This window comes from Paenibacillus sp. FSL M7-1455 (genome assembly GCF_038004655.1).
Lineage (GTDB): Bacteria > Bacillota > Bacilli > Paenibacillales > Paenibacillaceae > Paenibacillus_AQ > Paenibacillus_AQ cookii.
The window spans coordinates 4324183-4350354 of record NZ_JBBORO010000001.1; the positions used below are offsets into that span (position 1 = coordinate 4324183).

The window sequence follows — 26172 nt, forward strand, 5'->3', positions numbered from 1 at the left end:
CGGCATGCTTGTTCTTTTGCCTGTCCTTTTTGTGCTTTCGAAAAATGGAAAGAGAAGGTGATGGAAACGTGTCCGAGCTTAAACGAACCCCGCTTTACCCGCTGTATGCCGACATTCCGGGCGTGCGCTGCATCGATTTTGGCGGCTGGGAGCTTCCCGTCCAGTTCAGCGGCATCCATAAGGAGCATGAAGCCGTCCGCGAAGCCGCAGGTTTATTCGACGTGTCCCACATGGGCGAATTTTTCGTCAGCGGCCCGCAGGCCGAAAGCTTCCTTCAGCGCATGACCGTCAATGATGTAACCGTTCTCGTCCCCGGGCAGGCGCAATACAGCGCCATGTGTTATCCGGACGGAGGCGTCGTCGACGATCTGCTGGTTTACAAGCTGGCCGAGGCATCCTATATGCTTGTCGTCAACGCTTCGAATATCCGCAAAGACTGGGAATGGCTGAGCCGGCATCTTGCGGACGGGGTCCGAATGACCGACAAATCCGATGATACGGCTCTGCTCGCGCTGCAGGGGCCCAAAGCGGAAGACATTCTCGCCCCCCTTGTCGATTGCGATTTGACGCAGCTCGGCGCGTTTCACTTTCTGCAAAACGTATCGCTGTTTGGCGCGTCCGTCCTCATCTCCCGCACCGGCTATACCGGCGAAGACGGATTCGAAATTTACCTGCCTGCCCAAGATGCGCCGGCCGTCTGGACCGGATTGCTTGAGCGCGGCGTTGCCTTCGGCCTGATTCCGGCCGGCCTCGGCGCCCGCGACACGCTCCGCTTCGAAGCCAAGCTGCCGCTTTACGGGCAGGAGCTGTCCCAGGACATCTCGCCGCTGGAAGGCGGCATCGGCTTTTTCGTGAAGCTGGGCAAAGGCGATTTCATCGGCAAAGACGCTCTGCAGCGGCAGAAGGAAAGCGGCGTGCCGCGCAAATTGGTCGGCGTGGAAATGATCGACCGCGGCATCCCCCGCTCGCATTACGCGGTTTATGCCGGCGGCGAGCGCATCGGAGAAATTACGACCGGCACCCAATCCCCCACGCTGAAACGGAATTTGGGGCTGGCGCTCCTCGATAGCCGTTTTGCCGCCGTCGGCACGCAGGTCGAGGTCGATGTGCGGGGCAAACGCCTGCAAGCCGAAGTTGTTCCCGTTCCATTCTATAAACGAGCCCGAAAAGGAGCTGACTCCAAGTGAAGCACCGTTATCTGCCGATGACCGAGCAGGATCAGCAGGAAATGCTGAAAACCGTCGGAGCGAATTCGATTGAAGATCTTTTTAAGGACATTCCCGAAGAAATCCGTTTCAAAGGCGAGCTTCCGGTCTCCAAGCGGCTGGACGAGTACGCCCTCACGACCTATCTGTCCGCGCTTGCCGCCAAAAACGCGAACACCGACCAATACCCCAGCTTCCTTGGCGCCGGACTTTATGATCATCATATTCCTTCCGTCATCAACCATGTCGTATCCAGATCCGAATTTTATACGGCTTACACGCCGTACCAGCCTGAAATCAGCCAAGGCGAGCTGCAGGCGATCTTCGAGTTCCAGTCCTATATTTGCGAGCTGACGGGCATGGCGGTCGCCAACGCCAGCATGTACGACGGCGCGACGGCCCTCGCGGAAGCCGGCTCCCTGGCGAGCGCCGCCACCAAGCGGACCAAACTTGTCGTCTCCGCGGCGGTTCACCCGGAATCGAGGCAAGTGCTTCATACGTATGCCCGGGGATTGGGTCTGGACATCGTCGAGGTCGGCACGCACAACGGCGTGACGGACATGGCCGAGCTGGCCCAAGCCGTTTCGGACGATACCGCGGCCGTACTCGTGCAAAACCCGAACTTTTTCGGATCGGTCGAAGATCTCGCGGCCATCGGCGGCTTGATCCATAACCACAAAGGGCTTATGGTGGTCAGCGCCAACCCGCTGTCGCTCGGGCTGCTGGAAGCGCCGGGCAGACTCGGCGCCGACATCGTCGTCGGAGACGCCCAGCCGCTTGGCATCGCGGCTTCGTTCGGAGGTCCGACCTGCGGATTTTTCGCCGTGTCCCAAGAGCATATGCGCCGAATCCCGGGCCGCATCGTCGGCCAGACGGTCGACCGGAACGGGAAACGCGGCTTCGTCCTGACGCTTCAGGCCCGCGAACAGCATATCCGCCGGGAAAAGGCGACCTCCAACATCTGCTCGAACCAGGCGCTGCTTGCGCTTTGCGCATCCGTATACTTGTCCGTCATGGGCAAGCAGGGATTGATCGAGGTCGGCCGGCTGAACCTGCAAAAAAGCCATTATGCCGCGGGACAACTTGCGAAAGTGCCCGGCGTGACGCTGCCGCACGCCTCTCCTTTTTTCAACGAATTCGTGATCAAGCTGCCTGCCGGCACATCCGTCGCGGACGTCAACGCGAAACTGCTGAAGCAAGGCTTCCTGGGCGGGTACGATCTCGGCCGCGCTTATCCGGAGCTTGAAGGACATATGCTGGTTGCCGTCACCGAACGCCGTACGAAAGAACAGATCGACCAATTCGTTTCATTGCTGGAGGGCTGTTTATGATACAGGAAAAAGCGTTGATATTTGAGCTGAGCCACCCCGGCCGCATCGCCTACTCCCTTCCGGAGCTCGACGTGCCCGAGGTGGAGGCCGAATCCCTCATACCTGCCGCCATGCTGCGCAGCGAACCCGCGGCGCTGCCGGAGGTGTACGAGGTCGACGTCATCCGCCACTACACGGAGCTGTCCCGCCGCAATTTCGGCGTGGATAACGGGTTTTATCCGCTCGGCTCCTGCACGATGAAATACAATCCGAAGGTTAACGAAGACGTGGCGCGTTACCCGGGCTTCGCCAAAATCCATCCTTACCAGCCCGAAGAAAGCATCCAAGGCGCGCTCGAGCTGATGTATCAGCTGCAGCAGGACTTGGCGGGGCTTACCGGCATGGATGCCGTCACGCTGCAGCCTGCCGCAGGCGCGCACGGCGAATGGACCGGGCTCATGATGATCCGCGCGTATCATGAAAGCCGCGGCGAATTCCGCGACAAGGTGATCGTGCCGGATTCGTCCCACGGCACCAACCCGGCCAGCGCATCCGTGGCCGGACTCAAAACGATTACGATTCCGTCCACGGACAAGGGACTCGTCGACCTGGAGGCGCTGCGCGCGGCGGTCGGCAGCGACACGGCGGCGCTGATGCTGACCAACCCGAACACGCTCGGCCTGTTCGAGGAGCAGATCCAGGAAATCGCGGCGGTCGTTCACGAAGCCGGCGGGCTTCTGTATTACGACGGCGCCAATTCCAACGCGATCATGGGCATTACGCGCCCCGGCGACATGGGCTTTGACGTGGTGCACCTGAATTTGCATAAAACGATGAGCACGCCGCATGGCGGCGGCGGTCCCGGCGCCGGTCCGGTCGGCGTCAAAAACCTGCTCGTGCCGTTCCTGCCCCTGCCGCTCGTCTCGAAAAAGGAAGACGGGACGTATACGCTGGAAGGCGGCAGCGAATCGTCGATCGGCCGCGTGAAAGCTTATTACGGCAACTTCGGCATTCTCGTCCGCGCCTATGCGTACATGCGCAGCTACGGTCCCGAAGGTCTGCGCCGCGTATCCGAATGCGCCGTGCTGAACGCCAATTACATGATGAAACGCCTCGAACCCTATTACGACATTCCGTATCCGGGCGTCTGCAAGCATGAATTCGTCATGTCCGGCACGCCGCTCAAGCAATACGGCGTCCGCACCCTGGACGTGGCGAAGCGGCTGCTCGATTTCGGGTATCATCCGCCGACCATCTACTTCCCGCTGAACGTGGACGAATGCATGATGATCGAACCGACGGAAACCGAAAGCAAAGACACGCTCGACGCCTTTATCGACACGATGATCCAAATCGCCAAGGAAGCCGAAGAGCAGCCGGAACTGCTGCTTAACGCCCCTTACGGCACGCCGGTCACCCGTTTGGACGAAACGACGGCCGCGCGCAAGCCCGTGCTGAACTGCGCCTGCAGTTAAACACGCCTTAGAAGCGGGGAAAACAAATCAAAAAGGCGGCCCAAGCCTATTCGCTTGGACCGCCTTTTTCATGGATATATGACTGGCATTGCGCCAGATCCGAAACTTGCCTTCGGCAATGGGTCGTTAGAGGCCTGCCGCTCCTCCTACACCCTCGTTTGCTCAGTCAACCGGCAAGAGGCAACAGCAGCGGGAATTTACTCCTCCTTGGCCGCGCCCGCCTCCAGGTTCACCAGCTCGCGTTCCTGCTGCGCATGCTGGGCCGCCACCGGAGCGGGTTTCGATTTGCCCGTCAGGTTTTTGATCAGTCCCTCCACGTCGATGCCGGACACGTTTTTCAGCATTTCCGGCGCGGTGGACATCAGCTCCGTCACGTAGTTGCTTACGCGGGCCGCGCCTTCGCCTTTGCCCGTATCCACCACGGTAAGCTTGTCGATCGAAGAGATCGGCTGCGCAATTTTGCCGGCCAGCTCAGGCAGCATTTTGACGATGATGTCGAGCACCGCCGCTTCGCCGAACTTCTGGAACGCTTCCGCCAGCTTTTCCTTCGCTTCGGCTTCGGCCAAACCGCGCAGGCGGATGACTTCCGCTTCGGCGGTACCTTTGGCCCGCTCCGCATCGGCGATCGCCTGGCCTTCCAGCCGTTTTTGCTCCGCGGAAGCTTTGGCCTGCGTTTCAATGGAATACTGCAAAGCGTCCGCTTCGCGCATTTTGCGAGCTTTGTCCGCTTCGGCCGCCTGCTCGACGGCGTAACGGTCGGCATCCGCCTTTTTCTTCACTTCGGCGTCGTATTGCTTTTGCCGAACCATGATTTCTTTTTCCTGCAGGTCGATTTCGCGTTCCTTGCGGACCAGCTCGACTTTCATCTGTTCTTCGACCATCGTCTGCTTGGCGCGAGCTTCCTGAATGTGGTACGCCTGATCGGCTTCCGCCTTGGCGGTGTCCTGCTCCTTCTTAAAGGAGGCAACCTTCAGCTCTTTTTCCTTGGTCGCTTCGGCGATGTTGGTGTCGCGCAGCAGCTCGGCCTTCTGGCCCTGCTCTTCCGCGTTCGCCTTCTGAATCCGCGCATCCCGCATCGCTTCGGCTTCCGCGATTTCGGCGTCCCGCTTTACCGCCGCAATCCGCGGCTTGCCCAGCGCGTCGAGGTAACCCTGCTTGTCGCGGACGTCCTTGATCGTGAAGGAAACGATCTGCAGCCCCATCTTCTTCAAATCGCGGGCCGCCACGCCTTGGACCTCCTGCGCGAATTTGTCGCGGTTCCGGTATACTTCCTCCACGGTCATGGAGCCCAAAATCGCCCGCAGATGACCTTCCAGCACCTCTTGGGCTTCGCCCTTCAGCGCGTCGATCGGCTTGCCGATAAATTGCTCGGCCGCGGTCGCGACGTCTTCGATCGAACTGCCGACCTTGATGATCGCGACGCCGTCGGCGATGACCGGCACCCCTTGCTCGGTGTAAACCTCGGGCGTTGATACGTCCAGCTTGTGGGAAAGCAGCGAAATAAATTCCGACTGCTGGAATACCGGCAAAATAAACGCGCCGCCCCCGCGGACGATTTTGATCTTGCGTCCCGATTCGTCTTCAGCGATGTTTTTGCTTCCCAAAAAGGAACCCGTCACGATCATGGCTTCGTCCGGCCCAACCGTCTTGTAGCGGGCCCAGAAAGCCAGCCCCAGCACGATAATAACCCCGACGACAATGATGGGAATGAGCAGGTAATCCGGCAAATCCATTAAACAACATCTCCTTTTCTCTCGTCTAATTTGGCGACGCGCAGTACCCCGTCAAGCACGTCAACGACGACCACCCTGGTGCCTGCGGCCAACAGGCAGCGATCGAAACTCGAAGCGATGTGGAGCGTGTTCCCGGCGCCAAGCTTGATCATGACCTCGCCGAAGCCCGATTCGGGAATCGGTATGGTGACCTCGCCGATGCGGCCCGACAACTCGCGGATGGAATAAGCGGTGGAGTTTTCGCTGTTGTCCATCGGCCTGACGTAAAACCAATAGACCAGCGCCGAAATGATCACCGCTGCGGCAATCGACAACAACACGACCGCCAAACCTCCCCATCCCGTGTAGCGCTCAAGCAAAACGCCGGCACCTCCAAACACGGTCACAGCGCTTGCGATGACCATCGGTTTCAGGAAATCGACCGACAAAAAGTCGAGCAGCCCGTCAAGGGCATGGCTGACCAGATCCCCCAAAACGACGCTGACCACCGCAAACAGGATTCCGCCAGCCAGACAGCTCCAGAAAAGCGTTTCCATGGTCGCATCCTCCCATGCCGGGATTTTGCAAAATTTCGTCAATCCGTCCGCTTCCGGATCGCAATACGTGGAAGAATACCCCTTCAATCCATATATTGCCGCTTGGAAAATTCGCTTTCACATTGGATTTTTGCAAAATCCCCCAGATATGTTCAAACTGCCTATATAAGGATATACGTAATAAGGCTCGAATTGTTTCAAATATTTCCTCTCTGATAAAATCTTGGCGAAACGGTTGTCGGCGGGAACCCCTTTGGAATCCCTTTTGTTTCGATGGTCTACGTTACCCTCCTACCCCAGCTGCACATAAAAACTCGTCTGTCCGTTAGGGACGCTTTTGACGAATATTTTCCCTTTATGGCCCTCCACGATCGATTTGGCGATCGCCAGGCCAAGGCCGTACCCGCCGTGCTTCCGCGAGCGGGAGGCATCGGCGCGGTAAAAGCGGTCGAAAATATGGTTTATATGTTCCGGGGCGATGCCTTCGCCCGTGTTGGTCACCTTCAGCAGCGGGCGGTGATGCTGCTTTTTCAGTTCCAGATGGATGGCTCCCCTCGGATTGGCGTATTTGACGGCGTTGTCGAGCAAAATCATCACGACCTGCTTCACCTGCTCGCTGCTCCCCGTCATGCTCAAACGGGGTTCGATTTCATACGTGAACGCGAGCTCTTTTTCGTATATGACCGCTTCCATGGTCAAAATGACGCTTTCGACCGCTTCGCTAAGATCAAACGGAACGAAGATCAGTTGTCCGCGGGCGTCGTCCATTCGGGCGAGGTACAGCAGATCGTTGGCGAGCGCCTTCATGCGCTCGGTTTCCGATTTGATATGGTGCAGCCATTTGGATTGGGACTGGATGGAGTCTTCGCTGTTCGCCAGCAGCACCTCGGCGTTGGTGTTGATGACGGCCAGCGGCGTTTTAAGCTCATGGGAGGCGTCGGCAATAAACTGCCGCTGCTTCTCAAACGCTTTGCGGACGGGTTCGATCGAACGATTGGCAAAATAGCGGCTCGTCAAATAGATCACGGCCAGCATCACCAAGGCCACCGCCAAAAAGGTATAGATCAGATTGGTGGTGATTTTGAGCTGCGCCGTCACGTCCAAATACACGACGGAATATCCGCTTGGCGTCGGCTGTACGCTATACGCCCAGCGCGTCCCGTCCAAATTGAAGCGGCCGCTCCTAACCGGATTTTGAACGGCTTGGTTTTTGGCCGCGTCATAGAAGTCTTGGCTCATTTCGAAGCGGGAATTGGTCTTGACCAGATTCCATTCCCGATCCGTTTCCAGCTCGAAGGAAACCGAAAGTTCGGGAGGCGGCACTTGGCCTTTCTCCATGGGGCGGGAGGAGCCTTCTGCAGATGGCCCTGCAACGGCGGCGCCGCTCCCTTGCGGCGGCGAGGATGGATCCGGGCTGCCATCGCCTTTCGCCTCGGCTTCCAAGCTCCCTTCCTGTCCCGGCGGCAGCGCCGAAGCTTTTGCCGGATCTTTTTTGCCCGGTCCTCCCCCCTTATGATAAAACTCCGATACGCGCTGCAGCTCCATGCCGATATCGCGGCGGACGTTTTGGTACGTGATCATGTAAATTGCCGTAAAAGCGACCAGCATGATGAATGTAATGATAGCCATGTTCATCAGCAGAAACCGGTTGCGCAGCTTTTTGAACATCACGAAACCGCCTCCAGTACGTAACCGACGCCCCGGATCGTGGTGATCCGCACCGACGCGCCCAGAAAAGCCAGCTTTTTCCGCAAAAACGAAATGTACACTTCGACGTTGTTATGTTCGGCATCGGAATCAAAGCCCCATAATTTCTCGATGATTTGCTCTTTGGAGGTGACCGCCTGTTTTCTCAGCATCAGCAGCTCCATCAGCTCGCTTTCCTTCAAACATCAGCTTCAGTTCCTTGCCCCTGCAGCTCAGCTTCAGCATGGACGTATTCAGCTCGATGTCCCCGAATTTCAGGCCGTCCTCAGGCACGACCTCTCCTTTTCGCCGCAAAACCGCGCGGATTCGGGCCAAAAGCTCGCCCGTGGAAAACGGCTTGGCGACGTAATCGTCGGCTCCGCAGTCGAGCCCCGCGATCGTGTCGGAAATTTCCCCTTTGGCCGTGAGCATGATGACCGGCGTGGCGATGCCTTCGGCCCGGATCGTCCGCAGCAGCGCGATTCCGTCCATCTCCGGCAGCATGATATCCAGCAGCAGCAAATCGTAAATCCCGCTGAGGGCGTTATCCAATCCCGCCTGGCCGTCGTGAACGGCGTCCACGGAATAATGGTTTTTTTTCAAAATTTGCGTCAGCGCCTCCGCCAAATGCACTTCGTCTTCAACGATTAATATGCGCATAGTCGTAATCTCCTTCATTCTCTCTGATGAATCGTCGATCCCTACGATAAGGAACGAACCTTTAATCAACCTTAATCAGCGCCGCATGCTCCGGCCCATGGCGAACGTCATATTTTAGCTGTGTAAACGGAATGTTATCGCCGTGTTTAAGTTTCGTTAAAGGTTGTGCCGTTAAGCTACAGACATGGAGGGGCGATGCCCCGCGAGGCGTTACTGACGAAAGGAGCGAAATGACGATGGCGATTGAAGTTTTTAACCGGTACGAAAACAAGTACCTGATGGACACCAAAGCTTTTTACGACATTTACAACGACCTGATGGCTTATATGGAACCGGATGAAAACAACAAGGACAACAAGTTTTACACCATCAGCAACCTATACTACGACACCGAACATCACACGCTCATCCGTACCAGTCTGGCCAAGCCCAAATTCAGGGAAAAGCTGCGGATCCGGTCGTACGGCGTGCCGGGCAGCGATGCCAAGGTTTATTTGGAGCTGAAGAAAAAAGTGTTCGGCCTGGTGAACAAAAGAAGGACCGCCCTTAAGCTAAGCGAAGCCTACGAGTTCGTCCGGACGGGCACCCCTCCCGCCTTCCGGAAAGGCATGAACAAGCAGGTCATCGGCGAAATCGAATATTTTTTGAGCAGGTACGAACTGCAACCGATGGTTTATCTGGCGTACGACCGCATCGCCTTGTTCTGCAAGGGCAACCGGGATCTGCGGATCACCTTCGATACCCACATCCGCTCGCGCCGCCATGACCTTCAATTGGAAGCCGGCGATTACGGCGAGCCGCTGCTGGAACGGGGCCAATGGCTGATGGAAGTCAAAGCCGAAAAAACGGTACCGGTGTGGCTGTCCAAAATGCTGTCCGAGCACCGATTGTACCGCACCAGCTTTTCCAAGTACGGGAATGAGTACAAAAAAACGATTCGAAACGCAAGTGCACCAGTCATAGAAAGGGAGAGAGTTGTTTTATGATCGATTCCATTTTGAACGCGTCCACAGCGGACACCGCTTTATCGTTACCCCGCGCGCTTTTGACCTTGGCCGTCGCCATTGTCCTGGGCGCCATCATCAGCTTTACGTACATGAAAACCCAGCCTGCTTTTTCGCAGAGCTTCACGCTGACGATGGTCATCCTGCCGGCGATCGTGGCGATCATCATCATGCTGATCGGCAGCAACATCGCCCGGGCGTTCAGCCTGGCGGGGGCCTTCTCCATCATTCGGTTCCGAAGCGCGCCGGGGGATGCCAAGGACATATCCTACGTGTTGTTTTCGATGGCGGCCGGGCTGTCCGCCGGGGTCGGGGCATTCGGTTACGCCGTCTTGTTTACCGTCATTTTGTGCGTGCTGATGTATGCGCTGGGCAAAGCCAAGTTCGGCACGAGGAAAGACCAATTGAAAACGCTCAAAATCACCATTCCGGAAAATCTCGGTTACGAAGAAGCGTTTGAAGAGGTATTCCGCAGGCACCACGTCGAGTATGAGCTGAGAAAAGTCAAAACGGCCGAGCTCGGAAGTTTGTATGAGGTGGTGTATTCGATAAAAATGGGGCCTCAGACGAACCAGAAGGAATTTTTGGACGCCATCCGGACCCGAAACGGCAACTTGGACATTACGCTGACGATGAACCCTGCGATGCAGGAATATTAAACGAAAAGAGGTCGAACCATGAAACCATCCTATAAAACGAAATTTGCGGCAATTCTGATCCTGTCCGCCATGCTGGCCTCCGGCTGCACGACCAGTGCCGCGGGCACGAAGGCGGCGACGGACGGCACATCAACGGACACGGCAGCGGCGGAAGCAGCCGTGGATGCAAGCAAGGCCAATGCCCAGCTGGCGGGCCTGAAAACAAAAGACCTTGTCCAATATGACGGCGACGATACGACCGTGGACTGGGAGGAGAGCAAGGCCACGAAGGTGACGCTGAACGGCGCCAGCGCGGCCGTTGACGGAGCGGGCGCAAAGGCGAGCGGCGGCAAGATCACGATCTCCTCGGCCGGAACTTACGTGGTTAGCGGCAAGTTGACCGGAGGAAGCATCGCGGTTGACGCTGGCGAAGACGATGTCGTGCGCCTGGTGCTGAACGGAGCGCGTATCGCCAGCCCGGACGGCCCGGCGATCCAGGTCAAAAAAGCCGGGAAAACGGTGGTGACGCTGGCCAAAGGAACGGAAAACACCTTGTCCGACGGAACCAAGTATGCGGATACGTCGGAAGATGCCCCGACGGCGGCGCTGTTCAGCCAGGACGATCTGACGATCAACGGCACGGGGCAGCTGACCGTGCAGGGAAATTATAAAGACGGCATCACGAGCAAGGATGATCTCAAAATCGTCGGCGGCACGCTGAGCGTCAACGCCGCCGACGACGGAATCATCGGCCGCGACCTGGCTGCGGTCAAGGGCGGAAGCATTTACGTCAATGCCGGCGGCGACGGCTTCAAGACGACCTATGACGGCGACAAGGACAAGGGTTACCTGCTCATCGAGGACGGAACCTTCCGCGTCGAAGCCGGCAGCGACGGATTTCAGGCGGCCGCTTCGATCCTGATCGACGGCGGCACCTACGACGTGGTAACCGGAGGAGGCAGCGCGAACGCCGAGCCGCACGAGGAAGAAATGCCGATGGGACGCCCGGACTTCGGTGGACGGACGGAGCCCGGGGCGCAAGGCGAAAAGGCTGAGGCTCAAGGCAAGGACAGCGGAGATGCGGCAGCAGGCGCTGCGAACAGCGAAAAACCGTCTGCCTCAAGCAGCGGTTCCGCGTCCCAAGCGAATGAACATGCCGCCAACAAGGACGGCAGCGTCTCAGCCGGAACGGAAGCAGCCCAGACGGCGGATGAGGAGAGCGAGTCCGCCAGCATGAAAGGGCTCAAGGCCGAGGCTGGCATTGCGGTGTCGGGCGGAACGTTCAACATCGATTCGGCCGACGATACGGTGCACAGCAACGGCAGCATCTTGATTTCGGGCGGCGATTTGGATCTTGCCGCCGGCGATGACGGCATCCATGCCGACGTATCGATCGTCGTTTCCGGCGGAAAAGTGAACATCAAGGAAAGCTACGAAGGCATCGAAGCCGCGGACATCACCCTCTCCGGCGGCGAAGTGCGCGTCGTGGCCAGCGATGACGGCGTCAACGCTTCCGACGGAAGCGGCAGCTCGGAAGGACCTGGCGGCATGTTTGGCGGCCAGCGGCCGGAAGTCATGCCGGGCCAGCCGCCGGCCGGAGATTCGGCGCAGAGCGGCGATCAGGCTCCGGCCGGCATTTCCTCGCAGAGCGGAAGCCCAAACGCGGATGGAGCCGCAGGCACGCCGCCGCAGCCGCCGGCAGGCCAAGGCATGCCCGGCGGACCTGGCGGCAGCGCCGGCACCGCAAAACTGACGATCAGCGGCGCTTACCTGACCGTGGACGCGGGCGGCGACGGCCTGGACGCCAACGGCTCCATCGCGATGACCGGCGGCACGGTGCTGGTGAACGGCCCGGCATCTAACGGCAACGGCGCCCTCGACTATGACGGCACGTTCGAGCAATCCGGCGGCCTGCTGGTTGCCGCGGGAAGCGCCGGGATGGCCCAGGCTCCGTCGGAATCCTCGTCGCAGCGTTCGGTGCTCATGACGTTCCCGGGCACGGTGAAGGCCGGCACGCTGGTGACTTTGGCCGACGGCAAAGGAACGCCGGTGCTGAGCTTTGCTCCGGCGAAAGACATTCAGTCCATCGTGATTTCCACGCCGGACCTGAAGTCCGGCAACACGTACGCCTTCTATACGGGCGGCCAATCCAGCGGTACGGCGAAGGACGGCCTTTACGCCCAGGGCAAGCTGACCGGCGGAACGAAAATCGTCAGCTTCAAACTTGGCGAAGCGGTCACGTACGTCAACGAATCGGGCGTGACCGCCGGAGGCGGCGGTTTCGGCGGCGGCCGCGGGCAAGGCCGCCCGGGCGGATTCCGGGGCCAAGGAAATTCGGCTGGTAACGGAGCGACGGCGCCAAGCGACTCCGGCAGCACCCCAGACGGGAAGCCGGATTCTTCCGCGATTTGACGGTTACACCCCGACAGCATTTCTACAAGCCCCTTGCCGGTGTCCATCAGCCGTCAAGGGGCTTGTAATGGCCTGTATGTCCGCATCAGGTGCCGAAGAAAAATAGGATCGACGTAAAAAATGACCCGCAAGAAATCGCATGGCATGCGTTCTTCTTGCGGGTCATTCGCGTTACTTGAAATGGATTTAAAAATGAAGTCGTCCCTTTAGCGACTACAGCGACAGCTTGTAAATTTCAACGACATCTTCTTTATTGAGCGTTCTGAACTTGCCGAATGGCCCGAAACGAACCGTCTTCTCGGCCATGACCTCGATTTGGCTGTCGTCGATGCCGTAGTCCGCGAGCCGGCTCGGCGCACCGATGGAGCTCCAGAAATCGCGCAGCGCCTGAATGCCTTCCAGCCCGACCTCTTCATCGCTTTTGTCCGCCGGATCGATATGGAAGACGTTGACGGCAAGCTGTTTGAACCGGCTTGGATTGGCATGAAGATTGTATTTCATCCAGTTCGGGAACAAAATCGCCAGCCCGCCGCCGTGCGGGATGTCGTAAACGGCCGAGACGGCGTGTTCGATGTTGTGGGTCGCCCAGTCGCCGGCATACCCCATGTTCAAAATGCCGTTCAGCGCCATCGTGCCGCAGTACATGATCGTAGCGCGGTCCTCGTAATTTTGCAGGTCGTTGATCAGGCGCGGAGCCGTGTCGATGACCGTGCGCAAAATCGTTTCGCAGAAGCCGTCCTGTACCGGCGTGTTCGTTTCCGTATGGAAATAATGCTCCAGCACGTGCGACATCATATCGACCATGCCGTAGACCGTTTGGTCTTTTGGCAGCGTAAAGGTGTTCACCGGATCCAGAATCGAAAACGCCGGATACGCGTGCGGGCTGCCCCAGCCCATTTTCTCCTGGGTTTTCTCGTTCGTAATGACGGAGCCGCCGTTCATTTCCGATCCGGTAGCCGCAATCGTCAAAACGGTGCCGAGCGGAAGCGCATCCTGCGGAACCGCCTTGCGCTCGACGAAATCCCACATGTCCCCGTCGTATTTGGCGCCGACCGCAATCGCCTTCGCGCAGTCGATGACGCTGCCGCCGCCGACGGCCAAAATCAGGTCGATGCCATGCTCGCGGCACAAATCCACGCCTTTATGAACCGTCGCCAAACGCGGGTTCGGCTCCACGCCGCTCAGCTCGGTCACCTCGGCGCCGATTTCCTTCAGCAGCGCATGCACGTCGTCGTACAAGCCGCTGCGTTTGATGCTGCCTCCGCCGTATACGAGCAGGACGTTTTTGCCGTATTTCGGAACTTCTCTTTTTAATGTATCAAGCTTTCCTTTGCCGAAGATCAGCTTGGTCGGATTATGGAATTCAAATGCATTCACAGCAAATTCGCCTCCCGGGTCAAAATGATTGTGCTTGTTTATTATACCTCTCTCTTCCGAAAAAAAACAAACCGCCCAGCCCCGAATACGAGGATTTAGGCGGTTTGACCCGTTTTTTTGATGAATCGCTTTAGAAATTTCGGCATAGATTCAGCATGCCCCAAACGGCCCGGAATTATTGAACCGCCGTGCAACCCAGATGGGACACGAACCGGAAAAACGCTTCCTTCCCGGCTTCGGTTCTTTTGTACACTCCGGCATGGCCCAATATTTCGACGAAAATGTCCCCGACCTCGGACTGCACCAGTTTCCAGGCTTCTTCCTTGCTGCGGCCGATGCCGTATTTCGCCGCCAATTGCTCGATCCATGGCTTATGCAAACGTAAAGGATGGTCTTCCTGCTCCTTCACGGCCTTGAAAAGCGCTTCGTCCCCGGCAAGGATGTCGGCCGTCAAATCGAGTTCTTCCTTCAGTCGTCCCGGCAAAATCGCAAGCCCCATCACTTCGATCAAGCCGATGTTTTCTTTTTTGATGTGGTGCATTTCCTCGTGCGGGTGGAATATCCCGGCCGGGAATTGCGCGCTGGTCCGGTTGTTGCGCAGCACGAGGTCCATCTCGTATTCCCCGCCCGGCGTCCGGCGCACGATCGGCGTTACCGTGTTATGCGGCACCTGCTTCCCGCCTTCTTCGCTGAAAGCCAAAATATCCGCTGCCGGATCGCTGTACCGTTTCCACGATTCATACACCATGTCGGCCAGCTCCAGCAGCACGCCGCTGTCTTTTCCGGTCAGGCGCAGGACGGACATCGGCCATTTGACGATGCTGACCGTGATGCCGTCATAATCGGGATGCGCAAAAACCGCTTCCTTCGGCGCGTTTTGGATCGGGAAGGTATGGCGTCCCCCTTGGAAATGGTCATGCGTCAGGATCGAACCGCCGACGATCGGCAGATCGGCATTGGAGCCGATAAAATAATGCGGATATTCGTCCACGAAAGCCAGCAACCGGCGGAACGTGTCCTTCGTCAGCTTCATCGGCACATGGTCGCGATGGAACACGATGCAATGCTCGTTATAGTATACGTACGGCGAATATTGGAAAAACCAAGGCTCGCCGTTCAGTTCAAGCGGAATGACGCGCAGGTTTTGGCGGGCCGGGTGATTGACCCTGCCGGCATAACCGACGTTTTCGCGGCACAGCTGGCATTTCGGATACACCGGAGGCGGCAGCAGCTTCGCCATGGCGATTTCCTTCGGGCTTTTTTCCGGTTTGGACAAGTTGATCGTGATCTCGATGTCGCCGTACTCGGATTCATGCCGCCAATAGACGTTTTTGTTCACGCGGTCCATGCGGATATAGTTGGCATCCACCGACAGTTCGTAGAACCGGCTAGTCGCCGCTTCGATCCCTTCCGTTTCCTTCAGCTTAAAAAATTCCCGGGTTACTTCGGAAGGCCGCGGCATGAGGCAGCCCATCATTTTGGCATCAAGCAAATCCCGGTACGTGTCCGTGTCCTCCGGAATAAGCCCGATGCGGACGCCGTAGCCGATCAGGACGTCCAGCGCCGGCTGCGGGCCTTGAATCGGCTCCGGCTTGTCGTCCCCGAGGTACGGCTCGCTGAAGCCGAACAGCTCCAGCAGCAGATTGCGGCCGTAATCTTCGTCGAGCGGCTCAAGGAGCCGGCGTTCGAGCGCAAAGCGGACAAGCTGTTCGATCGCTACGAGCGCCTGTTGTTGTTCCGTTGTTCCGTTTGCTTCGTTCATGTTCACCGCCGTGCCTCCTTATTCCTCGCCATAGCCGTTCGGACGGCTTTGGTGCCAGTTCCAGGCGCTTTGAATGATCTCCTCCAGCTTTTCCCGTTTCGGGTTCCAGCCCAGCACTTCCCTCGCCTTTTGCGAGGATGCGACCAGAACGGCCGGGTCCCCGGCGCGGCGCGGCTGCATGACGACCGGAATGTCGAGGCCCGTCACCGTTTTCGCCGTTTCGATCACTTCCTTCACCGAAAAACCTGTGCCGATGCCCAGGTTGAACACGTTGCTGCTTTCCCCTTTGCGAAGGTAATCGACCGCGAGCAGATGGGCGTCGGCCAAATCGCTCACATGAATGTAGTCGCGGATGCAGGTGCCGTCCTCCGTCGGGTAATCGTCCCCGAACACGGCGATGCTTTCGCGCTGCTTCAGCGCCGTTTGCAGCACGAGCGGAACCAGATGGCTTTCCGGACGGTGGTCTTCGCCGATTTTGCCGCTGTCATGCGCGCCTGCCGCGTTAAAATAACGCAAAGCGACGTATTTGATGCCAAGCACCTGGTCGAACCACGACATCATCCGTTCCATCATCAGCTTCGTTTCGCCGTACACGTTGGTCGGCTGCGTCCGGTCGCTTTCCTGAATCGGCACCCGTTCCGGCTCGCCGTATGTCGCTGCGGTCGAAGAAAACACGATGCGGCGGACGTTTGCGGCATCCATCGCCTCCAGCAAGCACAACGTCCCGTATACGTTGTTATCGTAATATTTCACCGGTTTCTGCATGCTTTCCCCGACAAGCGAATTGGCCGCAAAATGGATGACCGCGTCGATGTCGTTTTCGGCGAAACATTTCGCAAGGAGCTCCTTGTCGCGCAAGTCGCCTTCATACAGTTTGCCGCCGAGCAGCGCTCCGCGGTGCCCCGTTTGCAAGTTGTCGAGCACGACCACTTCCTCGCCGCGTTCCAAAAGCGCCGCTACCGTATGGGAGCCGATATACCCCGCTCCGCCCGTTACAAGAATCGCCATCTTATTTGTCCTCCTTCAGTTCTTTTACGCCGTCGCCCGTACCGCAAACGTAAAACTCCGCCTTCAGGCCCGTACGTTGTTCATAGGCTTGGCCCACCTGCCGCACGAACGTTTCCACGTCGTCCTCATGGACCAGGGATACCGTGCATCCGCCGAATCCGGCGCCGGTCATCCGCGCCCCGAGCGTTCCGGGAATGCGCCGCGCCTCTTCCACCATGACGTCCAGCTCTTCGCAGCTGACCTCGTATAAATCCCGGAGCGAATCATGCGACGCGTTCATCAGTTCGCCGAACCGCTGCAAATCGTTGTTTTTGAGCGCCTCCACCGAATCCAGCACCCGCTGGTTTTCCTCCACGACATGCTGCGCCCGACGTCTCACCGTCTCATCGGCGATGCCGTTTTTCAGCGTTTCGAACCGCTCCGGCGTAAGCCCCGCCAAATACTCCAGCCCGCCTGCTTGCTGCTTCAAAATGCCGAGTGCCGTCTCGCACTGCTGCCTGCGCTCGTTATATGCGGAATCCACCAGGCCTCTTCGTTTGTTGGTATTGCCGATGACGATTTTATATGCCCCGGTCCGGAACGGCACATGTTTGTATTCCAGCGTGTCGCACATCAGCAAAATGGCGTGGTCGCGTTTTCCGTTCGCCACGGCAAACTGGTCCATAATGCCGCAGTTGACGCCGACGTATCGGTTTTCCGCCCGCTGCGACAGCAGCGAGATGTTTACCGTGTCCGGATTGCAGCCCTCCAGCGTTTGCAGCGCAAACGCGGTTACCACTTCGATCGATGCCGACGAAGAAAGGCCGGCGCCGTTCGGAATTTCGCCGTGATACAGCAGGTCGTACCCCGTCGTAACCGGGCAGCCCTCCTGTTTATTTTCAACCATGACGCCAATCGCGTAGTCGACCCATTCCCCCGTTTTTTCCCGGCCGATTTCGCTCAGGCTCAGTTCTTTTTCGTACGGAAAATTGGTCGTGGCCAGACGGATGTGATCGTCTTCCCGCCGGCGCGCAAGCAAAGTGGTCCCGAATTCCAGCGCCGCAGGCATCACGTATCCTCCGTTATAATCGATATGCTCCCCGATCAGGTTCACCCGGCCCGGTGCCAAAAATACGCGGATGTCCTGCGCGGATTCCCCGTATTTTTCGATAAACTGCTTTTTAAGCGATTCGATGTTCATTTGTGATGCACCCATCCTTTCCTTATGGTGACGTTCTGGTTTAAGTATAAAAAACAAAGGCATCCCTGTTAATGCAATTATGTTTGCTTGCTATGGATTTATGTGACTTCGAAATCTATAATAACATGTGAGGCCCAAGATTCTCGCAAAAAGTTGAACCGTCTAAAAGGAGGTCCGGCCATGGCCGTTCAGGAAAGCTACAGCGTCGCATCCAATCCGGTTTATCATGAACAAAGCCCGCTGCGCGTGCTGTTTGCCGGCGAAAGCCAAACCAAACCGCAGCATGTGGTCGGGCCAAAAATATATGATTATTATTTGTTGCATTACGTCGAAAGCGGCCGCGGACAGTTCCGGTCGGAGCAGCATACGTACGAGCTGGGGGCCGGCAGCTTCTTCCTGATCCACCCGGGGCGCCTTGTCAGCTATGCGTCCGACGCAAAGGATCCGTGGCGCTACCGCTGGACGGCGTTTTCCGGAAGCGCGGCGAAGGCGCTTGTCGAGTCGGCCGGGTTTGCCGGAGGGCAGTCGGTGCTCGCAACGGGCGGCGAAAGCTTTATCCCCGAGGCGATCCGCCGGATTACGCAAGCGTTTTACGGCAAGAAGGAAAGCGCGGATATGGCGGCGCTCGGGCATCTGTATCTTATTTTTGCCGAAGCGAAGGACCGGCTTACGGACGAAACGGGCCTGACCGGCACCGAATCCCAGGTGCGGCGCACCGTCAAGCAAATGATCCATTATTTATCGGCCCAATACGCGCATCCCGTGTCCATCGAACAGATGAGCGAAAGCTTGGGATATAATCGCGCCTACCTGTCCCGGATTTTCAAAAAGGAAACCGGCATGTCCCCCGTCACCTATTTGCTTAAGCTGAGAATCGATAAATCGCGCCAACTCCTGCGGGAACGCCCCGAGCTCTCGATCGAGCAGATCGCCGCTTCCGTCGGATTGACGGACGCCCTTTATTTTTCCAGGCAATTCAAACGGCTTTGCGGCTATTCCCCGAGCCACTACCGCGACCGGATCGCCGCTTCGCCGGGCGCCGGCCCGGAAAGCCGCCGTTAAAACCGGAATCCATCATGCAAAAACCCGCTGTTCCTCTAAAGGAAGCAGCGGGTTGCTTACATTCATGACTCGTTTTCCGTTTTCAGTATCGCCTCGATCCGGTCCAGCTCCTCTTGGCTGAAGTCCAGGTTTTTCAGCGCCGCCACGTTGTCTTCGATTTGGCTGACGCGGCTTGCGCCGATCAGCGCCGACGTCACCTTCCCGCCGCGAAGCACCCAGGCGAGCGCCAGCTGTGCCAGGCTTTGCCCGCGGGCAGCCGCAAGCTGGTTCAGGGCGCGGATTTTGCGCAACGCTTCCGGCGTGATGTCCTGCGCGTTCAGGAACACGGACGAGCTGGCCGCCCGGGAGTCCTCCGGAACGCCGTTCAAATATTTGTTCGTGAGCAAACCCTGCTGAAGCGGGGTAAAAGCGATGCTGCCGACGCCGTTGTCCGCCAAAACGTCCTGCAGGCCGTTTTCGATCCAGCGGTTCAGCATGGAATAGCTGGGCTGATGGATCAGCAGCGGGGTGCCCAAAGACTTCAGGATCGAAATGGCCTCCGCAGTTTGTTCAGCGGAATAATTGGAAATGCCGACGTACAAAGCCTTGCCGGAACGCACGGCATGGTCCAGCGCCATCATCGTTTCCTCCAGCGGCGTATCCGGGTCGAAGCGGTGGGAGTAGAAGATGTCCACGTAATCCATGCCAAGCCGCTTCAAGCTCTGGTCCAGGCTCGACAGCATGTATTTGCGCGAGCCCCATTCCCCGTAAGGACCGGGCCACATATGGTATCCGGCCTTCGTGGACACGATCAGCTCGTCCCGATGCCCGTGCAAATCCTGCTTTAATATTTTGCCGAACGTTTCTTCCGCGGAGCCTGGAGGCGGCCCGTAATTGTTCGCCAGGTCGAAATGGGTGATGCCAAGGTCAAACGCGCGCGTAACCATACTCCGGGCATTTTCGAACGTGTTCACCCCGCCGAAATTATGCCAGAGGCCAAGGGAGATGGCAGGAAGCTTGAGGCCCGAACGGCCGCAACGGTTATAGATCATCTCGTCATAACGTGCTTCGTTTGGTGTGTAAGCCATAGCAATCCGCCTTTCTGTTATTAAGGTACATTACCGCTTGCTTTCAAAAGCATAGCTCTTTTGCATCGCGTCCGGCAAAACGCTTAAATGCCCAACAACCGGCCGACCTGATCCATGACTTCCCCGATTTTATCGTTGATGATCAAATCCGCCCTTTTGTCGTACGGGGTCGGGTCCATGTTCAGCAAGACCGAGCGGGTCCCTTTAAAATAAGAAACGAGTTCGGCGGCCGGATGCACCGTCAGCGACGTCCCGCCGATCAGCAGCAAATCCGCATTCGCGATCGCGTCCATGGCGCTGATCAGCACTTGCTGGTCCAGCGCCTCCTCGTACAAAACGACGTCCGGCTTCACGATCCCTTGGCAGTACGGGCAGCGGGGAACCAGATGCTTGCTCGCCATCACCTGCTCCAGCCCGAAAAAACGGCGGCAGCCCATGCAGTAATTGCGGTGAACGGAGCCGTGCAGCTCCAGAACTTCCTCGCTCCCGGCCTGCTGATGCAAGCCGTCGATGTTTTGCGTCACGATGGCCTTCAGCTTGCCCTGCGCCTCCAGCTTGGCCAACAATCTATGGCAGCCGTTCGGTTTGGCGTCGGGATGAAGCATTTTGCTGCGGTAAAAGTCGAAAAAGATTTCCGGCATTTTCATGAAAAAAGAACGGCTGAGCATCTGCTCCGGCGGGTACGGGGAATGCTGCTCCGTTTGGTACAATCCCGCGGCGGAGCGGAAATCGGGGATGCCGCTCTCTGTCGAGGTACCCGCTCCGCCGAAAAAAACGATGTTGTCGCTTTGCTCAATCCAAGAGGCCAATGTTTCGATCTTTTGCACCCTTTGTGCACCTCCACACTTGATCGGATCCGTCATTATGGGGTCCTTAGACAACGGTAACCCTTTTGCCCGAGAATGACGCAAAAAAGCGGACGAAAGACATGATCAGCCTGCCTCCTCCAGGGAAGGCAGGCTGCCAGAAGCCGCATGGAAAGCGGCGTATCGCCGCTGCTTGCGGCCTTCGCGGGCACTGCGGGCCGCGTTAACGTTTCGCTTCGCGGTAAGCTTGCATATACTGCTCGGCTTTGCTGCGCACCAGGTCCATGTTGCCCGTCTTGACGGCTTCGTTCGTCAAATCCGAACCGATCCCCACGGCCACCGCACCGCCTTGAATCCAATCCTTCAGGTTGGAAAGCGATACGCCGCCCGTCGGCATAAAGTTCGCCTGCGGCATCGGTCCTTTCATCGTCTTGATGATCCCCGGCTCGTACAGGTTCCCCGGGAACAGCTTCACGATGTCCACGCCCAGCTCGAGCGCGTGCTGAACCTCGGCGATGGTCATGACGCCGGGCATGATCGGCACGCGGTACAAATTGCATATTTTAACGGTTTCCGGGTTGAGCGACGGTCCGACCACGAATTCGGCCCCGGACATGATCGCGGCTCTCGCCGTTTGCGGCTCGAGCACCGTGCCAGCGCCGATGACGGCGAATTTGTCCGGATCTTCCGTCTTCCAGCTGTACATGCGGCTCAGCTTTTCGATCGCCTGCAGCGCGCCCGGCACCGTCAAGGTCACCTCGATCACTTTGATGCCCCCGGCAATCGCCGCCTCGGCCATCGCAAACACTTGGTCGGCGGAATCGCCGCGCAACACGGCCACGACGCCGTTATCGATGATTTTTTGTAATATTTGGAGTTTTTTCACAATCATACGCTCCTTTTCACTCATTATATGGAAATCCTGTCACGATGTCTATGGAATGATTACCTTTCGATGTGCATCCTGCGCTCCAGTTTCGCCTCAACCTGCTCCCACGTTGGCAGCGCTTCCCAATCTCCGACGGCCTGGATGACCAGAGAGCCCGTCAAATTTCCAAGACGCACCGCTTCTACCGTTGAATGCCCTTTCAAAAGTCCGGCGATGAAACCCGCGCAAAAGCCGTCTCCGGCCCCGACCGTGTCCAGCACCTGGTCCGCTTTGAAATACGGAACTTCCGTCAGGGTACCATCCTCAAGCACGTAGGTCAAATCCGGACCGCCCTTGATTACGGAAACCGCGTTCAGCCGGGAAAGCCGCTCGAATACCGCTTTATCGTCCTCCGTGTCGTACAACAGCTTCAGCTCGTCCAGCCCGGGCAGAAAATAATCCGCCTTCTCCGCCAGCCTCAGCAGCACGCCGCGCGCTTCCTCCAGCGTCCACAGCTTCAGCCGCAAATTCGGGTCGAAGCTTACTTTGACCCCGGCGTCCCGCGCAAGATCCATTGCTCTGTCGACGCAAGCCAAAGCCGAAGGGCTGATCGCGGCCGTGATGCCCGTCACGTGAAGGATTTTGGCGCTCTGGATGTACGCCGCGTCCAGCTGCTCCGGCCGGAGCATGCTTGCCGCGGAATTTTTGCGGTAATAATATACCGACGACTTGCCCGCCGTGTTTTCGCGAATCATCAGTCCCGTCGGCGCCTCGCCGTTAAAAACGGCCCGCGACACGTCGACGCCCTCGCCGCGAATCGCTTTATGTATCATCGTCCCGATCGGATCGCGGCCCAGCGCCCCGAACCAGCCTGCCCGCCGGCCCAGCCGCGCGACCCCGATCGCCACGTTGCTTTCCGCCCCGCCGAACGATTTGTGAAGCGTCGACGCGTACTCCAATCCCCGGGTATCCTGTGCCGTAAAGAGTCCCATGCTTTCGCCGAAAGTAACCAGTTCAGGCCCCGCAAATGCTGTATCCTGCTGCATAATAGTCCCCTTCCTTATTGAAGTCGGGATTTTGCAAAATTCGTTTCCGTCCGCTCCAGGGTGCCGGTTAAGCAATATAGAGACGAACCGAACCGCCCGCCCTATCGATTGCTGAATTAAAAGCCGCTTTTGGGATTTTTGCAAAATCCTCAAGTCTGTACCTATTGTCGGCGCAGGAGGATGGGTTGTCAATACGTAAACCCTTCATCGGGTTGGCATATTTTAAGGAAATGGCAGCGTTTTATATGTGAAATAAATCACGACAATAATCCGAAAAGCGTAGTAATTTTAAGGTGTCAACGATCTGGAGGGAGTCATCATCATGGACAACGCGCTGCCCCGGGAAGGGGAAACCTATTTTCTGAATTTGCGGTTCATTCTGATCCTGACCGTCTGCATCGCCAATGCCGCCGAGCCGCTGATCCGCCAAATGGACGGCCTGCATACGCTGTATTCATGGATTTATACCTATCATATGCCCCTGTTCGTGTTCGTCACCGGGTATTTTGCCAAAGGCGGGCTCGGCGGGCCGGAAGGCCGGAAGGCGCTGCTGCAGATCGGCCTGCAGTACATCATTTTCCAAAGCCTGTATTCGCTTATGGACGTGGCTTTGTTCAAGGTCCCGGACATTCGCCATTCGTTTTTCGTTCCCTACCTGATGCTCTGGTTTTTGGCCAGCCACATGGCGTGGCGGCTGCTCATGCTTTCGATGCGCAGGTTTGCTCCCGCAGCCCAATGCTCCATCTCCTTGATCCTGGGCGTCCTGGTCGGTTATTTGCCGCTGGACGGGACCTGGTTAAGCATAAGCCGGACGTTCGTGTACCTGCCGTTTTTCGTGATCGGCTATCATTTTTCGTTCGCCGCATTCAAGCGCCGGGTTACGCCCCTCAAAAAAATCGGCGCCGCGGCGCTATCCGCGGCCCTGCTTGCCGTCATCGCTTTCCACGGAATCCGCTTGCCCGAGGGCTGGCTGTTCGGCAGCCAGACTTACCTGCAGCTGGGGCATCAAGAATGGTATGCCGGCGCGTACCGGCTTGCCCTGTACGGCCTGCAATCGGCGTCGGGGGCGGCATTTCTCGGCTGGATCCCGTTCCGCCATGGCCGGCTCACCGATCTGGGCAGGCGTACGCTGTACGTGTTTCTCCTCCATGGCATCATCGTCCGACTGGCCGCAGCTTTGGGGCTTTACGGCTATATCCGCCATCCGGCCGGGGCCGCCGTCCTCCTTGCGGGGGCCGTGCTGATGGCTTGCGTTCTCGCCCAACCTTTCGTTAAAAAGGCCGCCTATCGGGTCATCGAACCCCAAGTGGGATGGATCTTGCGCCTGGAACGGATCGCCTTGGGCAAAACTTGATGCGGGCGAGCCCCAAATCAGCGAATATGTCCCGGTTTCGCCGGGATATCGGCAAAAAAAGGCATCTCCCTTCCGGCTTGCCGGGCGGGGATGCCTTTTTCGCCCTTTTTCGCCGCTGCGCCGCGGTTGGCTTCGGATTGACTGCTAGAAAAAGCTTTCATTTTGTGATAGACTCATATAAATCGTTTATTCGGGCACTTTTCTCAGTAACCGCGCTAAAGCGAGAAGCAATCATATTTTTTCTAAAGTAGGGGGAAGAGACACCATGGCACCTAAAAAAATGCGTTCAGACATGATCAAAAAAGGCTTTGACCGCGCTCCGCACCGCAGCTTGCTGCGTGCAGCTGGCGTCAAAGAGGAGGATTTCGGCAAACCGTTCATCGCCGTCTGCAACTCCTATATCGACATCGTTCCGGGACACGTGCATCTCCAGGAATTCGGCAAGCTGGTGAAGGAAGCGATCCGCGAAGCCGGCGGCGTTCCGTTCGAATTCAACACCATCGGCGTCGACGACGGAATCGCGATGGGACATATCGGCATGCGTTATTCGCTCCCAAGCCGCGAAATTATCGCGGACTCCCTGGAAACCGTCGTATCCGCCCACTGGTTCGACGGCATGGTCTGCATCCCGAACTGCGACAAAATCACGCCGGGCATGCTGATGGGCGCGCTGCGCGTCAACATCCCGACCATCTTCGTCAGCGGCGGTCCGATGAAAGCCGGCGTGGACAGCAAAGGCCGCAGACTTTCGCTGACTTCCGTGTTTGAAGGCGTCGGCGCCCACCAGGTCGGCAAAATTTCCGACGACGACCTGCTCGAGCTCGAACAATACGGCTGTCCGACCTGCGGCTCCTGCTCCGGCATGTTCACGGCCAACTCCATGAACTGCCTGGCGGAAGCGCTCGGCCTGGCCATGCCTGGCAACGGCACGATCCTCGCCGTCGCCGAAGAACGCAGGGAATTCGTGAAACAATCGGCACGCCAGCTGATGGAACTCGTCAAAATGGACCTGAAGCCGCGCGACATCGTGACGCTGGAAGCGATCGACAACGCCTTTGCCCTCGACATGGCGATGGGCGGTTCCACCAACACCGTGCTGCATACGTTGGCGCTGGCCCAGGAAGCAGGCATCGACTATCCGCTGGAACGCATCAACGAAGTGGCGAACCGCGTGCCCCACATTTCCAAGCTGGCACCGGCTTCCGATTACTTCATCGAAGACGTGCATACGGCCGGCGGCGTGAGCGCGGTATTGCATGAGCTTCTGAAAAAACCGGGCGCCCTCCACGGCGATTGCATCACCGTAACGGGCAAAACGCTGGCCGAAAACGTGGCCGGCTGCGAAATTCTCGACAAAAATGTCATCCATCCGATCGACCAGCCCTACTCCGAGCGCGGCGGTTTGGCCGTATTGTACGGCAACCTGGCACCGGAAGGTTCGATTATCAAGGTCGGCGCGGTGGATCCGTCGGTCGGCGGATACCATAAAGGTCCTGCGATCTGCTTCGATTCCCAGGACGAGGCGCTGGAAGGCATCGCAAACGGCAAAGTCAAGGAAGGCATGGTCGTCGTCATCCGCTATGAAGGCCCGAAAGGCGGACCAGGCATGCCGGAAATGCTCGCGCCTACTTCGCAAATCGTCGGCATGGGCCTTGGCGCCAAAGTCGGCTTGATCACCGACGGACGTTTCTCCGGCGCTTCCCGCGGCATCAGCATCGGGCATATTTCTCCGGAAGCTGCCGAAGGCGGCCCGATCGCTTTCGTTGAAGACGGCGACATCATCGAGCTCGATCTCAACAACCGCAAAATCGAGCTTCATATCAGCGACGAGGAAATGGCGGCCCGCCGCTCGAAATGGAAAGGCTTCGAGCCGAAAGTCAAAACAGGTTATCTGGCCCGCTACTCCAAACTGGTAACCAACGCCAGCCAAGGCGGCGTCATGAAAATCTAATCATTCATACATGTTCAAGGGGCAGCGCTTCG

Annotated in this window: 21 protein-coding genes and 1 pseudogene; 9 read left to right on the forward strand and 13 right to left on the reverse strand. The window is 57.8% G+C overall.

Features of this window, described 5'->3' with window-relative positions:
* Positions 1-68 precede the first annotated feature (68 nt).
* From gcvT to gcvPB, 3 genes are read left to right on the forward strand one after another with little or no spacing between them, the layout of a single operon-like run.
* Complete coding sequence (gcvT, locus tag NYE48_RS19945) at positions 69-1187, forward strand: glycine cleavage system aminomethyltransferase GcvT (protein ID WP_340999781.1); 1119 nt, start codon at positions 69-71, stop codon at positions 1185-1187.
* A complete protein-coding gene (gcvPA, locus tag NYE48_RS19950; RefSeq protein WP_340999782.1) occupies positions 1184-2536 on the forward strand; it encodes an aminomethyl-transferring glycine dehydrogenase subunit GcvPA in 1353 nt (450 codons plus the stop codon). The genes gcvT and gcvPA overlap by 4 nt, the downstream gene beginning before the upstream one ends.
* Positions 2533-3990 carry an aminomethyl-transferring glycine dehydrogenase subunit GcvPB gene (gene gcvPB, locus NYE48_RS19955; protein WP_340999783.1) on the forward strand — a complete coding sequence of 486 codons (1458 nt, stop codon included), beginning with the start codon at positions 2533-2535 and terminating at the stop codon, positions 3988-3990. Before gcvPA ends, gcvPB begins: the two co-directional genes overlap by 4 nt.
* Positions 3991-4187: 197 nt before the next feature.
* Here the strand turns inward: gcvPB and NYE48_RS19960 are convergent, their stop codons facing one another.
* The 4 genes and pseudogenes from NYE48_RS19960 to NYE48_RS19975 form a co-directional block, all read right to left on the reverse strand.
* Complete coding sequence (locus tag NYE48_RS19960; RefSeq protein ID WP_197070054.1) at positions 4188-5723, reverse strand: flotillin family protein; 1536 nt, start codon at positions 5721-5723, stop codon at positions 4188-4190.
* On the reverse strand, positions 5723-6259 hold the full coding sequence (locus NYE48_RS19965) for an NfeD family protein (protein ID WP_212947389.1): 537 nt from the start codon (positions 6257-6259) through the stop codon (positions 5723-5725). The genes NYE48_RS19960 and NYE48_RS19965 overlap by 1 nt, the downstream gene beginning before the upstream one ends.
* 291 nt (positions 6260-6550) lie before the next feature.
* Positions 6551-7927: a sensor histidine kinase gene (locus NYE48_RS19970; protein ID WP_341000696.1), complete on the reverse strand. Its 1377-nt coding sequence runs from the start codon at positions 7925-7927 to the stop codon at positions 6551-6553.
* A pseudogene (locus tag NYE48_RS19975) lies at positions 7927-8605 on the reverse strand (response regulator transcription factor). Before NYE48_RS19975 ends, NYE48_RS19970 begins: the two are co-directional and overlap by 1 nt.
* Positions 8606-8841: 236 nt before the next feature.
* Between NYE48_RS19975 and NYE48_RS19980 the strand changes: the two are divergent.
* The 3 genes from NYE48_RS19980 to NYE48_RS19990 are packed head-to-tail and all read left to right on the forward strand — an operon-like array spanning position 8842 to position 12659.
* Positions 8842-9591: a polyphosphate polymerase domain-containing protein gene (locus tag NYE48_RS19980; protein WP_340999784.1), complete on the forward strand. Its 750-nt coding sequence runs from the start codon at positions 8842-8844 to the stop codon at positions 9589-9591.
* On the forward strand, positions 9588-10268 hold the full coding sequence (locus NYE48_RS19985; protein ID WP_340999785.1) for a DUF4956 domain-containing protein: 681 nt from the start codon (positions 9588-9590) through the stop codon (positions 10266-10268). Before NYE48_RS19980 ends, NYE48_RS19985 begins: the two co-directional genes overlap by 4 nt.
* Before the next feature lie 18 nt (positions 10269-10286).
* Complete coding sequence (locus NYE48_RS19990; RefSeq protein ID WP_340999786.1) at positions 10287-12659, forward strand: carbohydrate-binding domain-containing protein; 2373 nt, start codon at positions 10287-10289, stop codon at positions 12657-12659.
* 213 nt (positions 12660-12872) lie between these two features.
* Here NYE48_RS19990 and NYE48_RS19995 read toward each other — a convergent pair whose 3' ends face one another.
* The 4 genes from NYE48_RS19995 to NYE48_RS20010 all read right to left on the reverse strand — a co-directional run bounded on the left by NYE48_RS19995 (position 12873) and on the right by NYE48_RS20010 (position 17986).
* Complete coding sequence (locus NYE48_RS19995) at positions 12873-14036, reverse strand: iron-containing alcohol dehydrogenase (RefSeq protein WP_340999787.1); 1164 nt, start codon at positions 14034-14036, stop codon at positions 12873-12875.
* A gap of 175 nt (positions 14037-14211) precedes the next feature.
* The gene (locus tag NYE48_RS20000) at positions 14212-15798 is read right to left on the reverse strand and encodes a UDP-glucose--hexose-1-phosphate uridylyltransferase (RefSeq protein ID WP_341000697.1); all 1587 of its coding nucleotides are present in this window, start codon (positions 15796-15798) and stop codon (positions 14212-14214) included.
* 18 nt (positions 15799-15816) lie between these two features.
* Positions 15817-16806: a UDP-glucose 4-epimerase GalE gene (gene galE, locus NYE48_RS20005; protein ID WP_212947399.1), complete on the reverse strand. Its 990-nt coding sequence runs from the start codon at positions 16804-16806 to the stop codon at positions 15817-15819.
* A gap of 1 nt (position 16807) precedes the next feature.
* Entirely contained in the window at positions 16808-17986 is a 1179-nt protein-coding gene (locus tag NYE48_RS20010) for a galactokinase (protein WP_340999788.1), read from the reverse strand.
* A gap of 180 nt (positions 17987-18166) precedes the next feature.
* Here NYE48_RS20010 and NYE48_RS20015 point away from each other — a divergent pair, with 180 nt between their 5' ends.
* The gene (locus NYE48_RS20015; protein ID WP_340999789.1) at positions 18167-19048 is read left to right on the forward strand and encodes an AraC family transcriptional regulator; all 882 of its coding nucleotides are present in this window, start codon (positions 18167-18169) and stop codon (positions 19046-19048) included.
* 62 nt (positions 19049-19110) lie between these two features.
* Here NYE48_RS20015 and mgrA read toward each other — a convergent pair whose 3' ends face one another.
* The 4 genes from mgrA to NYE48_RS20035 form a co-directional block, all read right to left on the reverse strand.
* Positions 19111-20115 carry an L-glyceraldehyde 3-phosphate reductase gene (gene mgrA, locus NYE48_RS20020; protein ID WP_212947404.1) on the reverse strand — a complete coding sequence of 335 codons (1005 nt, stop codon included), beginning with the start codon at positions 20113-20115 and terminating at the stop codon, positions 19111-19113.
* 83 nt (positions 20116-20198) lie between these two features.
* Positions 20199-20942: an NAD-dependent protein deacylase gene (locus NYE48_RS20025; RefSeq protein ID WP_036711296.1), complete on the reverse strand. Its 744-nt coding sequence runs from the start codon at positions 20940-20942 to the stop codon at positions 20199-20201.
* Between the two features lie 202 nt (positions 20943-21144).
* Positions 21145-21807 (reverse strand): bifunctional 2-keto-4-hydroxyglutarate aldolase/2-keto-3-deoxy-6-phosphogluconate aldolase, encoded by a 663-nt coding sequence (locus NYE48_RS20030; RefSeq protein ID WP_036711292.1) that lies wholly within the window; start codon positions 21805-21807, stop codon positions 21145-21147.
* Between the two features lie 59 nt (positions 21808-21866).
* A complete protein-coding gene (locus NYE48_RS20035; protein WP_340999790.1) occupies positions 21867-22835 on the reverse strand; it encodes a sugar kinase in 969 nt (322 codons plus the stop codon).
* A gap of 322 nt (positions 22836-23157) precedes the next feature.
* Here NYE48_RS20035 and NYE48_RS20040 point away from each other — a divergent pair, with 322 nt between their 5' ends.
* The gene (locus NYE48_RS20040) at positions 23158-24189 is read left to right on the forward strand and encodes an acyltransferase family protein (protein ID WP_340999791.1); all 1032 of its coding nucleotides are present in this window, start codon (positions 23158-23160) and stop codon (positions 24187-24189) included.
* Positions 24190-24206: 17 nt separating this feature from the next.
* Here the strand turns inward: NYE48_RS20040 and NYE48_RS20045 are convergent, their stop codons facing one another.
* On the reverse strand, positions 24207-24350 hold the full coding sequence (locus NYE48_RS20045; protein ID WP_340999792.1) for a hypothetical protein: 144 nt from the start codon (positions 24348-24350) through the stop codon (positions 24207-24209).
* Positions 24351-24454: 104 nt separating this feature from the next.
* Between NYE48_RS20045 and ilvD the strand changes: the two genes are divergently transcribed.
* On the forward strand, positions 24455-26140 hold the full coding sequence (gene ilvD / locus NYE48_RS20050; RefSeq protein WP_339323936.1) for a dihydroxy-acid dehydratase: 1686 nt from the start codon (positions 24455-24457) through the stop codon (positions 26138-26140).
* Positions 26141-26172: the final 32 nt, after the last annotated feature.

Coding starts and splice junctions, on each gene's coding strand:
- NYE48_RS19980 (WP_340999784.1), top strand. CDS start 8,842: ATGGCGATTGAAGTTTTTAACCGGTACGAAAACAAGTACCTGATGGAC.
- NYE48_RS19960 (WP_197070054.1), bottom strand. CDS start 5,723: ATGGATTTGCCGGATTACCTGCTCATTCCCATCATTGTCGTCGGGGTT.
- NYE48_RS19970 (WP_341000696.1), bottom strand. CDS start 7,927: ATGTTCAAAAAGCTGCGCAACCGGTTTCTGCTGATGAACATGGCTATC.
- mgrA (WP_212947404.1), bottom strand. CDS start 20,115: ATGGCTTACACACCAAACGAAGCACGTTATGACGAGATGATCTATAAC.
- galE (WP_212947399.1), bottom strand. CDS start 16,806: ATGGCGATTCTTGTAACGGGCGGAGCGGGGTATATCGGCTCCCATACG.
- NYE48_RS19965 (WP_212947389.1), bottom strand. CDS start 6,259: ATGGAAACGCTTTTCTGGAGCTGTCTGGCTGGCGGAATCCTGTTTGCG.
- NYE48_RS20015 (WP_340999789.1), top strand. CDS start 18,167: ATGGCCGTTCAGGAAAGCTACAGCGTCGCATCCAATCCGGTTTATCAT.
- NYE48_RS20035 (WP_340999790.1), bottom strand. CDS start 22,835: ATGCAGCAGGATACAGCATTTGCGGGGCCTGAACTGGTTACTTTCGGC.
- NYE48_RS19985 (WP_340999785.1), top strand. CDS start 9,588: ATGATCGATTCCATTTTGAACGCGTCCACAGCGGACACCGCTTTATCG.
- NYE48_RS20045 (WP_340999792.1), bottom strand. CDS start 24,350: ATGAAAGCTTTTTCTAGCAGTCAATCCGAAGCCAACCGCGGCGCAGCG.
- gcvPB (WP_340999783.1), top strand. CDS start 2,533: ATGATACAGGAAAAAGCGTTGATATTTGAGCTGAGCCACCCCGGCCGC.
- NYE48_RS19990 (WP_340999786.1), top strand. CDS start 10,287: ATGAAACCATCCTATAAAACGAAATTTGCGGCAATTCTGATCCTGTCC.
- NYE48_RS20010 (WP_340999788.1), bottom strand. CDS start 17,986: ATGAACATCGAATCGCTTAAAAAGCAGTTTATCGAAAAATACGGGGAA.
- ilvD (WP_339323936.1), top strand. CDS start 24,455: ATGGCACCTAAAAAAATGCGTTCAGACATGATCAAAAAAGGCTTTGAC.
- NYE48_RS20000 (WP_341000697.1), bottom strand. CDS start 15,798: ATGAACGAAGCAAACGGAACAACGGAACAACAACAGGCGCTCGTAGCG.
- NYE48_RS20040 (WP_340999791.1), top strand. CDS start 23,158: ATGGACAACGCGCTGCCCCGGGAAGGGGAAACCTATTTTCTGAATTTG.